The organism is Plantactinospora mayteni, assembly GCF_016862935.1.
Lineage (GTDB): Bacteria > Actinomycetota > Actinomycetes > Mycobacteriales > Micromonosporaceae > Plantactinospora > Plantactinospora mayteni.
Genome location: NZ_BONX01000032.1, coordinates 14,891 through 29,535 on the forward strand (window position 1 = coordinate 14,891; position 14,645 = coordinate 29,535).

The following is a 14,645-nucleotide window of genomic DNA, read 5'->3' on the forward strand; positions in this document are numbered from 1 at the left end:
GGCTGTTGGTGTGTCGGGCACGGGCCGGTGGTGGTGGCGGGTCCGGCGGGACCCGGACCAGCGCCGGACGAGGGGCCGGCGGTGGCCCGAGCCGGCGCGGTGTCGGGATGCTACGCGGGCAGCGCCAGCGGCGACCGCAGGAACAGAAGATCCAGAGGAAGTACCAGGCACGGTAATGCCGAAAGGGTAGGCGATGGCGTCTGGACATTGATCATCCTTTCTTCTCGTTCTCCCGTTGCGAACTGGATGCGGGGTCGTTCCGATGGCGGACGGAACGACCCCGCCCGGTTCCGCCCGTCCTATTCCGACCCCGAGCGGTCCCGCTGCCTTCCACTCTGGACGGCTATCCCCTAAATTCGTTAGGCGTCGATCGCCGTTGCGATTAACCGGCGCTTCGGCGATCCGTCCTGGGCTGCATTGAGTAGCACTGAATAGTTGATCAATTGTTCGAGGGGACTGAAATGTTGACGGCGCTTCAGCAATCCATGATCGCGTTTATCGCCGACGAGATCCGGCGGGCCCGGGTGGTCGCCAACCAGACCCAGGACGCCTTCGGCCGGGTCGCCAACTTCTCCGCGTCACACGTGAGTGCGGTGGAGAACGGCACTCGGGCGCTGACCCGGGAGTTCGTCCAGGGTGCCGACCGTGCCTTGGCGACGGGCGGGCTCTTCGAGCGGATGCTCATCAAGCTCAGCCTGGACAGCGAGCCGAGCTGGCTGCGGGAGTGGATCGAGATCGAGCGAAAGGCCGAAACCCTCCGCTGGTACGAGTACGCCCTCATCCCGGCCCTGCTACAGACCGAAGCGTATGCACGGGCTGTTTTCGCCGGAACTGGCGTGCTGAGCGCCGACGAGATTACTACTCGGGTCACCGCTCGGATGGAGCGGAAGGCGCTGCTCGGCTCGGAGAAGCCGCCGCAGCTCATCGCCGTGCTGGACGAAGGGCTGCTGCACCGGCCCGTCGGCGGCCCGGCAGTGATGCGCGACCAGTTGATGCACCTGACAAAGGTGGTAGCCGAGATGCCGCACGTCCGGTTGCAGGTCGTGCCCACCTCGGTCGGCGCCTATGCCGGGCTGACTGGACCCTTCGTGGTCGCCACCCTTCCTGGCGACGAGAACCTCGCCTTTCTGGACAACTACCTGACGGGTGTGGTGGTGCAGGAACCGTCGGACGTAGTGTCGATGGGCAAGGCGTGGGAGGTCGTCCGAAGCGAGGCACTGCCACACCAGCAGTCCTCCAAGTTGATATTGGAAGCGGCGGAGAGATGGATCTGACCGGGGCAACCTGGCGCAAGAGCACCCGCAGCAACGGGCACAGCGGCAACTGTGTGGAGGTGGCGGACAACCTGCCGGAGGTCGTCGGGGTGCGGGACAGTAAGGACCCGCACGGGCCCGCGCTCACCTTCGCACCGCAGGCGTGGCGGTTGTTCGTCCGGGGCGTCGCCGCCCGCTGACCCGCCCGCACTGACCATGCCGCCAGCGACGAGCGACGCGGCGTGTCACGCGAGGTCGGACGGCGGCATCCGGCGCCAGGAGACGCAGGTGGGACGCTGCCCGCCGGTGACCAGGAACTCCTGAGCGGCCCGCCGGACCAGGTCGAGTGGAATCTCTGAGTCGTGCGGAAAGTCCCGCTCGCTCTCCATGTAGTAGTAGAAGACCTGGGCGTGCCTGCTCGGGGCGCCCAGCGTGTACCAGTTCGCGCCGTCGCCGTTGAACCAGAGGCCGCCGACGGCGTCCTCCATGTTGACGGCGACCGCGAACTCGTGATCGGGGAAGCCGTTCGCCCGGTCGGGGCGGGCCGAGGAATACATCGTGCAGACGCTGTTGTCGAAGGGCTGCGCCAACAGGTCGTCGATCAGCCGGTCCATCTCGCCAGGAGTCCGGATCACGACCGGCCCGTCGCCGTGCTCGTGTAGGTAGTACGCGGTCACCTCGCCCGTCATCCCTACTCAACTCCCCGGTAGGTCTTGTACCGATAGGTCGTCTCCGGATCGGGCCAGTAGACGGTCAACGTCGCGCGTGGTGGCAGGAATCGACTCAGCAGGCTGTCGCAGCCGAGCCGTCCTTTACAGGGTGCTCGGTTGAGCAGGATCGTCGCCGAGTCGATCTTTTCCTCGTGCATCCGCATGGCAAACCGCAGCTCCACGTCGCCGGCTGTCCGTAACCCCTCGCCCGACTCAACGAGGCCAAGCCGGCGGGCGTGCTGGTCCACCTGCGTCGAATAGTCGTCGTGTTCGCCGCTCACCAACTCCTCGACCCGATTCCCGCGCACGTAGTTGCCGCGAGTCTTGGTGTAGGTGCCACCCCGGGTACGCGGCGGTGCGGCCGGTGGCAGGTAGGGGACCGGGTCGAAGCCCGGTGGATCGGCCGGTGGATGCGACGAACTGCTCGCGCTGCGATGATCCGTCTGCGCGGGTAGCGGCTGCGCGGGCCGCCCGTCGATGCGGCTCGCGTACGTCTCGATGCCCTCGCCGGCCGCCCGTAGCCGCTGAATCGCCTCGTCGACCAGCCTGCGGGCCAGGCGCATCTCGGTCAGCGCGTCGAGTGGCTCCTGCCTCGCCGACCCTCTCGTGGTCCGGTGCCAGCGGAGGTAGCTGGTCTGGATCTCCTGCCGGACGCCGACCAGCGTCCTGATGGGCAGTGCGGCCAGCGCGCGACGCAGTTCGCTCATGATCGCCCCGATCACAGTGACTCCGCGAACCGGCGACCGACCGAAGCGGAGCGGCTGAGTCGTTGAACCGCCTCGACGAGTGCGGCCACCGCCGCGTCCACCTCCCGCACTGCGTCGCGGGCACTGTCGTGATCGGTGCCATGCAGGACGGCGGCCAACTGTTGGCTGGTCGCCTGCAATTCGGTTGCCGTCCGGGCGAGCGCGGAGGTAGGCAACCGGTCGAGGATATCCTCGCATTCCTTGCGGAGCGTCGCCATAGATCATCCTCGCGGAAGGGTTCCGGCCCGGTTGGTGCCGGAAGTGCCAACTGTGCGGGTTGAGCTGTGGGGAACGTTCTGACGTGCCAGTCAGACAACTCTATCGAGGTGGCTGGATGCAGTTGTGTCCTTTACCGCGCCTCTGCATATGCCGCAAAATCGATGTCGTACGTGCCTAGGAGTTGATATTGGCAGTGGAGGAGAAATGGACCTGACCGGGGCGGCCTGGCGCAAGAGCACCCGCAGCAACGGAGCCAGCGGTGCGTGCGTGGAGGTGGCGGACAACCTGCCGGAGGTCGTCGGGGTGCGGGACAGCAAGGACCCGAGCGGGCCCGCGCTCACCTTCGCACCGCAGGCGTGGCGCTCGTTCGTCCGGGGCGTCGCCACCCGCTGACCGCTCGCACCGCATCGGCACGCCGCCGACGAGCGGCGCGACATGTTATGTGAGGTCGGGTGGCGGCATCCGTTGTCCGCAGACGCAGGTGGGACGCTTCCCGCCTGCGACCAGGAACTCCTGAGCGGTCTGCCGGATGAGGTCGAGCGGGATCTCCGAATCGTGCGGGAAGTCCCGCTCGCTGCCCGCGTGGTAGTAGAACACCTGGTCGTGCCTGCTCGGGGTGCTCTACTACCACGGCTGTGGCCCTTTTCAAGACACGGCGGGCTTGTAGTACCGGGTGCCCATCATGCGACGGGCACCCTGGTGCTGGGGTGTCAGGGGCGGGCTAGCCGATCCATTCGAGGTCGTATGGCCTGAGGTGGACGCTGCACATCTTGCTGGAGTTGCCGTCGAACCACACCTGGATCTGGACCGAGACGGGCTTGCCGTCGGACCGGTAGCCGATCTCCATCGGGCGGCCGGTCTCGAAGGGGCCATTGTGATAAGCGTTGTCCTCGATGCCGTTCTCGACCCAGCCGATCCCCTGGAAATGCTGCCAGGCGTTGCCGTTCCAGTACGCCAGCGCGGCGATGACGTCGCTGTTGCGGGTGTCTCCGCCGGCGGACTCGATCTTGTATCCCCAGAGCTGGACCTCGGTCCACGTGTTCGGTTGGGTCGGCTTGCCGTAGGTGTGGATGTCGGCGCGGAACTCCCGTCCGTCGACGAAGCAGGATTTGGCTGCTCGGTACCGCACGTTGGCCGCGCTGGCCGGGACGGCACCGGTCACCGTGGCCACCACGGCGCCGAGCAGTAGGGCGGCAGTCACCTTCATCGAAGCTCTTCGCATGCCTTTTCCCGCTTTCGTCGATGTCGATCCAACCGGCTAGTCGCTCATGGAAATGCTGATCTCCATCAGGACAGGGAGCACGGTATGACGCGGCATCCTGCCGGAGCTACCGTGCACGATGCTCAGATTCCTCCGCGGGGTGTGCACGGTGCCCAGTCACGCGATACAAGCCCCGAACGCGCCCGGCTCGGTGGGGCGGGTGTGATCTGTGGTATCGCCGCCGCCCCGTGATGGCCACGAATCTGTCACACCGCCCGGGAAGCCCTACGTCAGCGGAGACCTAACGGGTTGCCCGGTTGCGGAGAGCGGGCCACGAGGCGACGGTGACGAGGGCGAAGACGGCGGTGGCGGCGTACGACACCGAGGGCAGGCCGGCGGCGGAGCCGAGGAGGCCGGCACCGATCGCGCCGACCGGGGCGGCCAGCGATCCGACCGTACGCTGGGCGCCGCCGACCCGGCCGAGCAGTTCGGCGGGGACGTTCCGCTGCCCGTACGCCGACCAGAGCGCGTTCCAGGTCGCGGTGCCGGCGGAGAAGACGGCGAGTGCGATGGCGCCCGGCACCGGATGTCGGGCCACCGCCAGCGTGGCCACCGCCAACGTCTCGGCGACCAGCACCCAGCGTAGGGCAGGCAGGGTGCCGAGCCGGGCGGCGACCCGGCCCGCGCAGAGTCCACCCGCCAGCGCGCCGACGATCGCCGCCGACATGAAGAGCCCGTAACCGGCGGCGGGCACCCCCAGCACCTCCAGTGCGTAGAGCACGGTGACCGCGATCAGGCCGCTGGTGGCCAGGTTGGTGACCACGGTCAGACCGGTGATCAGGCGCAGCGTGCCGTCCCGCCAGATCCAGCGCAGCCCGTCCCCGGACTCCCGCCAGATCCGCCGCATCCGGTGCACCCGGCGACCGGCCACCGATGCACCTGGTGCACGTGCTCTCCCGGGCGAGCCGACAGCAGGTCGATCACCAGCGGCGGAGGGCAGAGCCAGGCTGTCGGGCCTGGCCGGTGATGAGCCACCGGGTCGTCGATCCGGAAGAACGCCGGCAGATCCTGACGAGCAGCCGGGCGGCCGCGACTTCGCCGCGCTGCGGGGCGAACCCAGCGGCGGCCTGCCCGGGGTGGCCGACGTCGACGGTCGCAGGGTCAGTGCCAGCAGGGCGGCGACGGCGAACGTTGCCGCGTCGACGGCGAACGGCAGGGCCGCCGCCAGCGCGAAGAGCACCCCGGCCAGTGGGGCGCCGACGAATCCACCGGCCACCGCCGTACCCGCCTGGAGCCGGCCGTTCGCCGTGGCCAGTCGGTCGGCGGGGACGATGTCGGGCAGTACCGCGAACGCGGCAGCGTCGAACGCGACACCGAGGCTGGCGAGCAGGAAGGCGCAGCCGAGGAGCGTGCCGATCCCGGCGTCGCCGGTGGCGACCAGCAGTGCGAAGCCGGCGACCAGGACGGCCCGCAGCCCGTCCACTGTGGCCATGGTGCGCCGCCGGTCCCACCGGTCGGCGTAGACGCCGCCGACCAGGCCGAACAGCAGCGGTGGAAGCTGCCCTGCGACCACCACCGCCGCGACGGCGCGCGGGTCCCGGCTCAGTGACGCGGCCAGCAGGGCCAGGGCGGGGACCCGCAGCGCGTCGCCGAGTCGGGAGAACACCGCCGCCGTCCACAGTGTCCAGAAGCTGCCGTACCGTGGCCAGGAACTCATCCGCGCACCCTGCTGGCTCGACCAGGTGGAGAGTCAACAGGTGGAGAGTCAAGCCGTCGGACACCGGCCATCCGGGTGTCGGACCCGACCCATCGAGGCGGAGGAATGCGCAGCGGCTTCGGGGCCGATACGGTGGGCGCCGAGCACGACGGCAGGCCGGTCCGGCAGGGGCCGGAATCCAGGAAGCGCAAGGAACGATCCAGGAAGCAAGGAACGCGAGGTTGGCCAGTGGGTGCCGTTCGACCGCGTCGCGTCGCACCGGTGTACGTGATCGGCGCCGGTCCCGGCGGGCTCGCCGTGGCAGCCCTGCTGGGACGACGCGGAGTGCCCGCCACCGTGCTGGAACGCGGAGACGCGGTCGCGACGAGTTGGCGCTCCCACTATGACCGGTTGCACCTGCACACGATCCGCCGGTGGTCGGGCCAGCCCGGCCTGGCGATCCCGCGCAGTTACGGCCGCTGGGTCGCCCGGGACGACCTCGTCCGATATCTGGAGCAGTACGCGGCCCACCACGACCTCGACGTGCGCACCGGTACGGAGGTGTGTCGCGTCGACACCGGGGACGACACCGGACCGGACGGTACGCGGTGGGTGCTGGGCACCGTCGGCGGCGACGAACTGCCGGCCGGAACGGTCGTCATCGCCACCGGATACAACCACACTCCGTACGTGCCGCCGTGGCAGGGCCGGGAGACGTTCACCGGCGAGTTGCGCCACGCGAAGGACTACCGCAACCTGGCGCCGTACGTCGGCCGCGACGTGCTCGTCGTCGGAACCGGCAACACGGGTGCGGAGATAGCGGTCGACCTCGCCGAGGGCGGCGCGGGTCGGGTCCGTCTCGCGGTCCGGACGCCACCGCACATCGTCCGGCGGGACGTGGCGGGCTGGCCCAGCCAGGGCAGTGGAATCCTGTTGCGTCGTCTGCCTACGACCATTGTGGACCGACTGTCCGCGCGGGTGGCCTCGCGTACCGTGCCCGACCTCGCCGACCACGGCCTGCCCCGGCCGCAGGACGGTCTCTACACGCGGCTCCTGCGCGACCACGCGTCGCCGGTCCAGGATGTCGGCCTCATCGACGCGGTGCTGTCCGGCAGGGTCCGGCCCGTGGTCGCGGTCGCGGGCTTCGACCATGCCGAGGTGCGGTTGGTCGACGGGTCGGTGATCACCCCCGAGGTCATCATCGCCGCGACCGGATACCGGCGTGGCCTGGAGAAGATGGTCGGCCACCTGGACGTCCTCGACGAGCGGGGAATGCCGAGGGTCAGCGGGGGCAGCGCGGTGGCGCCGGGACTGTACTTCGCGGGTTACCGGATCTCCCTCGGCGGGTCGCTCCGCGAAGCCGGTATCGAAGCCCGCCGCATCGGTCGGGCGGTGCGGGCGGAGATCCGTAGCCGCCAGCCACACTGAACCCGCCGAACCGCCAACCACAGTGAACCCTGCCGAGCCGTCGGACGGGTACGGGCACAGGGTCGGGATCGGGTCGTCGGGCGCTAACGGGAATGCCAAGCGTCGCCCCGGCCCGGTACGGTGAGCGCCGGCATCGGACCAGGGAGTGGACAGGACGTGGACCGCGCTTTCCAGGTCGACCTCCGTGGCGTGGTCGACCTGCTCAGCCATCACCTATACGGCAGTCCCCGGGTCTACGTCCGGGAGCTGTTGCAGAACGCGGTGGACGCCATCACCGCCCGCCGGGCCACCGACCCGGGCGCACCGGCCGTGGTCCGGATCGAGCCACCGGAGCTGACCGGCGACGGCACGCTGCGGGTGCACGACACCGGCATCGGGCTGACCGAGTCCCAGGTGCACGAGTTGCTGGCCACCATCGGCCGCAGCTCCAAGCGGGACGAGCTGGGCTTCGCCCGCCACGAGTTCCTCGGCCAGTTCGGCATCGGCCTGCTCTCCTGCTTCCTGGTCGCCGACGAGGTCCGGGTCCGCACCCGGCACGGCGACGAGCCCACCGTGCTCTGGACCGGGTTCGCGGACGGCCGCTACCGGGTCGAGCTGGCCGCCGTCGACGCGCAGCGCGCCGAGCCGGGTACCAGCGTCACGCTGGTCCCGCGCCGCGACGCCGACCAGTGGCTGACCAGGCCGACCGTGACCGAGCTGGCCCGGCTGTTCGGCTCGCTGCTGCCCGTTAAGGTGCTGGTCGGCGAGGTCGAGACCACCACCGGGCCGCCGCCGTGGTCGGCCCCCGCCGGCACGTCGCCGTCCGACCGCCGGGAGAACCTCGTCCGGTACGCCCGCGAGGTGCTTGACTTCACCCCGTTCGACGTCGTACCGCTGTCGGTGCCGGAGGCGGGGCTGACCGGTGCGGCCTTCGTGCTGCCGACCCCGGTCAACCCGGCGGCTCGGGCCGGTCACCGGGTCTACCTGAAGCGGATGCTGCTCACCGAGGGCGCCGAGGGGCTGCTGCCGGACTGGGCGTTCTTCGCCCGCTGCGTGGTCGACTCCACCGAGTTGCGCCCCACCGCCAGCCGCGAGGCCCTCTACGAGGACAGTCTGCTGGAGGCGACCCGGGAGGCGCTCGGCGACCAGCTCCGGGGCTGGCTGGTCCGGTTGGCCGGCAGCGCGCCGCGCCGGCTCGCCGAGTTCCTCCAGGTGCACCACCTCGGGGTGAAGGCGCTGGCCCTGCACGACGACGAGATGCTCCGGCTGGTCGAGCGCTGGTGGCCGATGGAGACCAACACCGGGCAGACCACGCTGGCCGAGTTCCGCGAGCGGCACGGCCTGATCCGCTACGCGGCCAGTATCGACGAGTTCCGCCAGCTCGCCGGGGTCGCGGCGGCGCAGGACCTGCCGGTGGTCAACGCCGGCTACACGTACGACACCGAGATCATCGAGCGGTTGCCGACCGTGGACCGGTCGGTGCTGGTCGAACGGCTGGAGCCGAACGACCTGACCACCCGGTTCGACGCCCTCGACCCGGGTGCGGAGCTGGCGCTGCGGCCGTTCGTCGTCGCCGCCCAGCGTGCCCTGGACCGGCTCGGTGTCGAGGTGGTGCTCCGGTCGTACGCCCCGGCGTCACTTCCGGCGCTCTATCTGGTGAGCCGGTCGGCGGCCTTCGAGGAGCAACTCCGGGCGACCCGGGAGCGGGCCGACGAGACCTGGGCCGGGGTACTCGACGCGCTCGCCGCCTCCGGCCCGGCCGAGCGCCCACAGTTGGTGCTCAACCACCGTAACCCGCTGGTCCGCCGGGTCAGCGCGCTCGGCGACCCGGCGCTGGTCGGGCTCGCCGTCGAGGCCCTCTACGGCCAGGCGCTGCTGCTCGGCTACCACCCGATCCGCCCCGCCGACGCCGCCCTGCTGAACAGCTCGTTCCTCGGCCTGCTCGGTCGGGCCGTCCCAGAACAGGAGTGACCATGGGCGGGGAAACCGACGACCTCTGGCGGACGATCGACCGGGTCGGTGAGATGCCGTACGGCAGCGGCCAGATCGCCGCCGCCGAACAGCTCCTCCGGCAGGTGGACGCCACCGGTGACGAGCAGCTCGCCTTCGCGGCCCGGATGCTCGGCACCGCCGCCTACTACTACGGTGGCGAGCCGGCCCGGTCGTTCGTCACCTTCTCCTGGTGCCTGGCCGAGTTCGACCGCGACCCGAAGCCCTACCACCAGCGACACCTGCACACCCTGCTCTGGTATTTCAAGCACATGGTCAGCGGGCTGTTGGAGTTTCCCGAGGTGCCGCTGGACCGCACCATGGCGGTACTCGACGACATGGAGCGGCGCTACCGCGACAGCGGCCACAGCCTCCAGATGGTCTACAAATACCGGCACCAGGTGGCGGTGCACGTCGGTGCGGCGGAGGAGGCCGCCGAGTGGTACCGCCGGTGGACCACCGCACCCCGGGACGAGCTCTCCGACTGTGCCGGCTGCGACCCGACGGACCGGATCGAATACCTCGGCTCACTCGGCCGGTACGAGGAGGCGGTGGCGCTGGCCGAGCCGGTGCTCGCGGGCCGGCTGGGCTGTGTCGAGCAGCCACAGTGCGTCCTCAGCGCGCTGCTGCTGCCGTACCTGCACACCGGCCGGCGGGAGCAGGCCCGGGACGCGCACCTGCGGGCGTACCGCCGGCACCGGACCAACATCGCGGACATGTCGCTGGTCGGTGACCACCTGGCGTTCTGCGCGTCGACCGGCAACGAGGCGCGCGGGCTGGAGTTGCTGGAACGGCACCTGGGCTGGCTGGACGAGGCACCCTCGCCGGGCGACGCGATGGCCTTCGCCGCCAGCGGGGCGCTGCTGCTGCACCGGCTCGCCGCCGACGGCCACGGGGAGTTGCCGGTACGGCGCCCTGCTCACCTGGACCGGCCGGCGGCCGAGGTACCGGTGACGGTGCTGGCGGACGAGCTGGCCGGTACGGCCCGGGAGCTGGCCGCCCGGTTCGACGCCCGGAACGGCACCGGGGCGCAGTCGGCGATCGTCGCGGAGGTGCTCGCCCGGCAACCGGTCGGCGACTATCTGCCGCTGTCGCCGACCGCCCGCCGCCGCCCGGCTCCCGCCGCCAGTGCGGGCACGTCCACCAGCGTCGCCCGGCCCGGCGGCGATGGCACCGACGAGTCTGCTCCGGCCGGGTCCGGCCCAGACACCGGGGCCGGCGGAGCGTCCGAGGGGTCGGGTGGAGCGTCCAGCGGGTCGGCGTCCGTTCACCGACCGGCCCCGCTCGACGTACCGGCGGACGCCGGCCCGGAGCGGTTGCTCGACCTGGCCGAGGCGGCCTGGCGTACCGAGCGGGACGACGACCTGTTCGGGATACTGGCGGTCTTCGACGAACGGTTCGGCGGGCAGCCGCAGCAGCAGTCCGTCGTCGCCCGCCGAGCCGAGTTCCGGGCGGTCGAGCGGCAGGTGGCCGGCGACGTGGCCGGAGCGGTGGCGGCGAACCGGGAGGCGCTGGCGCTGCACCGGCAGGTCCCGGATCCGCTCCGCGCCCAGGTGGTGGCCGGCCGGCTGGGCGTACTGCTGGTGATGTCGGGCGAGCCGGACGAGGGCGTGCCGCTGGTCGAGGAGTCCGCCGACCACCTGATGGCGCACGGTGACGTCTGGCATCGGGCCGCCGCGCAGGACCGGCTGGCGATCACGTTTGCCGAGCAGGGGCGGGGTGCCGAGGCGCTGGCGGCGGTGGACCGGGCGTCGACCGAGGCGGCCGGTTCCGACGACCGGTATCTGGTGGCGCGGGTCGCGTTGACCAGGGTCCGGGTCCTGGAGCTGCTGGACCGGGGTGCCGAGGTCGGCGAGGCGGCACTGCGGGCCCGGGACCTCTACGAGGAACTCGGCCTGCCCGAGCATCGGGCGGTTGCCACCCTCGGCTACGCCAACTCGCTCGACGACCCGGAGCAGGCGGTTTCGGCGTACGACGAGGCGGTACGGCTGGCCACCGACAAGCTGGCGCTGCCGGCCCGGACCGGGCGGGCCCGGGCGCTGGTCGCCGCCGGCCGCCCGGACGAGGCGGTCGACGACCTGGTGGAGGCGGTCGCGCTCTGCGTCGAGCGGGGCATCGTGGACGGCGCCGCCTACCTGCGTTGGGAGCTGGCCGACGCCTACCGGCGGGCCGACCGGGCGGTGGAGGCGGCCGAGGCGGCGGAGGAGGCGGTCGGCGAGCTGGACCGGCTCGGACGACAGGCCGACGCGGACCAGTGCCGGCACCTGCTCGCCACCGTCTACCGGTCGCTCGGCGAGGACGGCCCGGCCCTGACCCTGCTGGACGAACTCGCCGACAACCTCGACGGACCCGACAACCTGCCCGCCCGGGCCGGAGTGCTGGAGGAGGCCGGCGAGCTGCTCTACGCCCAGGATCGGGACAATCTCGCGGCGCAGCGGTTCGGCGCCGCCGCGACCGCGTTCCGGCTCGCCGGGCTGCCCCTCGACGAGCTGCGGGTCCGGCGCCGGGAGGTAGCCGCCCAGCACTGGGCCGGCGACCCGGCGGCGGCGCTGGCCGCGCTGGAGGTGGCCGACCGGGTGGCGGCGGCCCTGCCGAACGGCTCCGGTACGCCGGATTCCGACGACGCCGACGACGAGGCGGCGGCGGCGCACTGGGAGCGGGCGATGCTGGCCGACGTCGCGGCCCGGGCGTTCCTCGGCGCGGAGCGGCCGGACGAGGCGCTGGCCCGGCTGGACGGCGCCGCCGACACACTGCGGTCGATCCAGGCATTCGGCGAGGCGCTCCTCGTGGACCTGCTCACCGGGGAGATACTGCTCCGGCTGGACCGCCCGGCCGAGGCCGAACCGCTGCTCCGGGCCACCCTGAACAGCCTGCCCGCGCACTCCGAGCCGGTACGCCGGGCAGCCTGGCTGCTCACCGTCGCGCTCGCCGCGCTCGGCCGTACGGCGGAGGCCGACGCCCTACGCGCCAGCTACGACCTCGACTCCGACGACGATTAGCCGGCCCTACCCCGGCCCGCCCCGGCCCGATCCTTGCCCGGCCGAGCACCAGCCGGGTCCGATCCTCGCCCGGCCGAGCACCAGCCCGGCCCGATCCACGTCCGGCCGAGCACCAGGCTGGCCGGACCCCGCACGTCCGAGCACCAGGCTGGCCCGGCCGGCCCGGTAATGGTGGTGGCTGTACGGACCTGCCCGCGCCGGTCGGACGGAGCTGCCCGCGACGTGGCGGCCGACACTCGGCGGAGAGTCAGCGATTGACAACTGACTAGGCTGGTCGGGTGACGGTGGAGGAGCAGGTGATGGCGACGGGGGCCGGCGCACCCGCCAGCGGCGTGCGGCGACGGCGGTCCCGGCGCGAGGAGATTCTGGAGATCGCGGTCGGCCTCTTCGCGGCCCGCGGCTATCACGGGGTCTCGATGGACGATATCGGTTCGGCCGCCGGGGTGACCGGCCCGGCGCTTTACCATCACTTCGCCGGCAAGGAGGCGATGCTCGTCGCCGCGCTGATGCCGGTGAGTGACGGGCTGCTGGCCGGTGGCCGGCAGCGGGTCGCGGAGCATCCGGACAGCGCCCGGACGGCCCTCGAATCCCTGATCGACTTCCACGTCGAGTTCGCCCTGGCCAACCCGGCGGTCATCGCGCTGCACCTGCACGAGCTGGACCGGCTGCCGGAGGAGCCCCGCCGACAGATCCGCCGGCTCCAGCGGCTCTACGTCGAGGAGTGGGTGGGGGTGCTGACCGCGCTGCACCCGAAGCTGTCGGCGGGCGAGGCGCGGGTGCTGGCCCATGCCGCGTTCGGTCTGATGAACTCCACGCCGTTCCTCGGTGGCGAGGTGGACCGCCAGCGCCGGGCGGCGCTGCTCCGGGCCGCTACCCTGGCCGCACTGCTCGCCGACCCGGACGACTGAACCTTTCTCGACCCGAATCGCGTGGCGCTCGGGCGCCGCGTCCGACCTTGCGGTCCGCCCGACCGCAGGGGGAGGTTGAAGAAGGCTCACTGAGGCGGGTCGCGGACGGCCGTACAACGAGGTGCGGCCGGTCGAGTACTGAGAGGCGGAGCACCAGCATGATCGAGTCCCTGCTCGTCGCGAACCGTGGCGAGATCGCCCGCCGGATCATCCGGACCGCCCGGCGACTCGGCGTACGGACTGTCGCGGTCTACTCCGAGGCAGATGCCGACCTGCCGTTCGTCCGCGAGGCCGACGAGGCGGTCTGTGTCGGGCCGGCGAACCCGGCGCAGAGCTACCGGAACTCCGAGGCGATCCTCGCCGCCGCCAAGTCGACCGGCGCACGGGCGATCCACCCCGGCTACGGCTTCCTGTCGGAAAATGCGGACTTCGCCCGTACCGTCGAGGCGAACGGCCTGGTCTGGGTCGGACCCGGCGCCGACGCGATCACCGCGATGGGCGACAAGATCAATGCTCGGAACCTGATGGCCGCCGCGGGTGTGCCGGTCGCGCCCGGCAGCACCGACCCGGCCGGCACGGTCGAGGCCGCGCTCGCCGCCGCCGAGGAGATCGGCTTCCCGGTCATGGTCAAGGCCGCCGCCGGGGGCGGCGGGATGGGCATGGCGGTCGCCGCCGACGAGGCCAGCCTGCGCACCGAGTACGACAAGGTGCGCGCCTTCGCCGAGCGGATGTTCGGGGACGGTTCGGTGCTGATCGAGCGATACTTCCCCCGGGTACGGCACGTCGAGGTGCAGATCCTCGGCCTGGCCGACGGCCGGGTGGTGGCGCTCGGCGAGCGGGAGTGCTCGGTGCAGCGGCGCAACCAGAAGCTGGTCGAGGAGTCCCCGTCCCCGGCGGTCTCGGCGGAGCTGCGGGCGCGGCTGCTGGCGGCGGCGGTCCGGGCCGGCGAGGCGGTCGGCTACCGCAACGCGGGCACCGTCGAGTGCCTGCTCGACCCGACGACCGGGGAGTTCTTCTTCCTGGAGATGAACACCCGGCTCCAGGTCGAGCACCCGGTGACCGAGCTGGTCCACGGCCTCGACCTCGTCGAGGAGCAGCTCCGGGTGGCCGCCGGGCTGGCCCCGAACTTCGACCCGGACGCGCTCGCCCCGCGCGGACACGCGATCGAGCTGCGGATCAACGCCGAGGACCCGAAGCGGTTCCTGCCCGGCCCGGGTGCGGTGACCGCGTGGACGGAGCCGACCGGTGACGGGGTGCGGGTCGACTCCGGATATTCCCTCGGCACCACCGTCACCCCGTTCTACGACTCGCTGATGGCAAAACTGATCGTGTACGGCGCCGACCGCGCCGAGGCGATCGACCGGGCCCGGGTGGCGGTGGCCGGATTCGAGATCGCCGGACCGAAGTGCAACCTGCCGTTCTTCGCCGAACTGCTCGACAACCCCGAGTTCCTCGGCGGCGACTACGACACCGGCATCGTCGCCCGGATGCGGGCCAAGAAGTGAGTGGACGGAACG

General features: G+C 71.5%; 13 protein-coding genes and 1 pseudogene. 8 read left to right on the top strand and 6 right to left on the bottom strand.

Annotated elements, in window-relative coordinates:
* Window positions 1–485: 485 nt before the first annotated feature.
* Both Pma05_RS23140 and Pma05_RS23145 read left to right on the top strand, forming a co-directional pair.
* Complete coding sequence (locus tag Pma05_RS23140; RefSeq protein ID WP_203859562.1) at window positions 486–1,274, top strand: helix-turn-helix domain-containing protein; 789 nt, start codon at window positions 486–488, stop codon at window positions 1,272–1,274.
* Window positions 1,265–1,453 carry a DUF397 domain-containing protein gene (locus tag Pma05_RS23145; RefSeq protein WP_203859563.1) on the top strand — a complete coding sequence of 63 codons (189 nt, stop codon included), beginning with the start codon at window positions 1,265–1,267 and terminating at the stop codon, window positions 1,451–1,453. The genes Pma05_RS23140 and Pma05_RS23145 overlap by 10 nt, the downstream gene beginning before the upstream one ends.
* Window positions 1,454–1,498: 45 nt before the next feature.
* On the opposite strand, the gene Pma05_RS23150 is transcribed toward Pma05_RS23145, so the two are convergent.
* From Pma05_RS23150 to Pma05_RS23160, 3 genes are read right to left on the bottom strand one after another with little or no spacing between them, the layout of a single operon-like run.
* On the bottom strand, window positions 1,499–1,942 hold the full coding sequence (locus tag Pma05_RS23150) for an Imm1 family immunity protein (RefSeq protein ID WP_203859564.1): 444 nt from the start codon (window positions 1,940–1,942) through the stop codon (window positions 1,499–1,501).
* 2 nt (window positions 1,943–1,944) lie between these two features.
* A complete protein-coding gene (locus tag Pma05_RS23155; RefSeq protein ID WP_203859565.1) occupies window positions 1,945–2,685 on the bottom strand; it encodes a DddA-like double-stranded DNA deaminase toxin in 741 nt (246 codons plus the stop codon).
* Window positions 2,682–2,927 (bottom strand): hypothetical protein, encoded by a 246-nt coding sequence (locus tag Pma05_RS23160; protein ID WP_203859566.1) that lies wholly within the window; start codon window positions 2,925–2,927, stop codon window positions 2,682–2,684. The genes Pma05_RS23155 and Pma05_RS23160 overlap by 4 nt, the downstream gene beginning before the upstream one ends.
* A 205-nt stretch (window positions 2,928–3,132) precedes the next feature.
* On the opposite strand from Pma05_RS23160, the gene Pma05_RS23165 reads away from it, so the two are divergent.
* Window positions 3,133–3,321, top strand: a complete 189-nt coding sequence (locus Pma05_RS23165) for a DUF397 domain-containing protein (protein WP_203859567.1) — start codon at window positions 3,133–3,135, stop codon at window positions 3,319–3,321.
* 45 nt (window positions 3,322–3,366) lie between these two features.
* On the opposite strand, the pseudogene Pma05_RS23170 reads toward Pma05_RS23165, so the two are convergent.
* The 3 genes and pseudogenes from Pma05_RS23170 to Pma05_RS23180 form a co-directional block, all read right to left on the bottom strand.
* Window positions 3,367–3,534 (bottom strand): annotated as a pseudogene (locus tag Pma05_RS23170) (Imm1 family immunity protein); the annotation flags it as partial.
* A gap of 115 nt (window positions 3,535–3,649) precedes the next feature.
* Window positions 3,650–4,135, bottom strand: coding sequence for a hypothetical protein (locus tag Pma05_RS23175; protein ID WP_203859569.1), 486 nt, complete (start codon window positions 4,133–4,135; stop codon window positions 3,650–3,652).
* Between the two features lie 295 nt (window positions 4,136–4,430).
* Window positions 4,431–5,846, bottom strand: a complete 1,416-nt coding sequence (locus Pma05_RS23180) for an MFS transporter (RefSeq protein WP_203859570.1) — start codon at window positions 5,844–5,846, stop codon at window positions 4,431–4,433.
* Window positions 5,847–6,074: 228 nt separating this feature from the next.
* Here Pma05_RS23180 and Pma05_RS23185 point away from each other — a divergent pair, with 228 nt between their 5' ends.
* From Pma05_RS23185 to Pma05_RS23205, 5 genes are all read left to right on the top strand, one after another.
* Window positions 6,075–7,253, top strand: coding sequence for a flavin-containing monooxygenase (locus Pma05_RS23185; RefSeq protein WP_239312921.1), 1,179 nt, complete (start codon window positions 6,075–6,077; stop codon window positions 7,251–7,253).
* Window positions 7,254–7,409: 156 nt separating this feature from the next.
* Window positions 7,410–9,203 carry an HSP90 family protein gene (locus tag Pma05_RS23190; RefSeq protein ID WP_203859571.1) on the top strand — a complete coding sequence of 598 codons (1,794 nt, stop codon included), beginning with the start codon at window positions 7,410–7,412 and terminating at the stop codon, window positions 9,201–9,203.
* A gap of 2 nt (window positions 9,204–9,205) precedes the next feature.
* Window positions 9,206–12,220, top strand: coding sequence for a hypothetical protein (locus Pma05_RS23195; protein WP_203859572.1), 3,015 nt, complete (start codon window positions 9,206–9,208; stop codon window positions 12,218–12,220).
* Window positions 12,221–12,519: 299 nt separating this feature from the next.
* On the top strand, window positions 12,520–13,128 hold the full coding sequence (locus Pma05_RS23200; RefSeq protein WP_203859677.1) for a TetR/AcrR family transcriptional regulator: 609 nt from the start codon (window positions 12,520–12,522) through the stop codon (window positions 13,126–13,128).
* A gap of 158 nt (window positions 13,129–13,286) precedes the next feature.
* Window positions 13,287–14,633, top strand: coding sequence for an acetyl-CoA carboxylase biotin carboxylase subunit (locus tag Pma05_RS23205; protein ID WP_203859573.1), 1,347 nt, complete (start codon window positions 13,287–13,289; stop codon window positions 14,631–14,633).
* Window positions 14,634–14,645 lie beyond the last annotated feature (12 nt).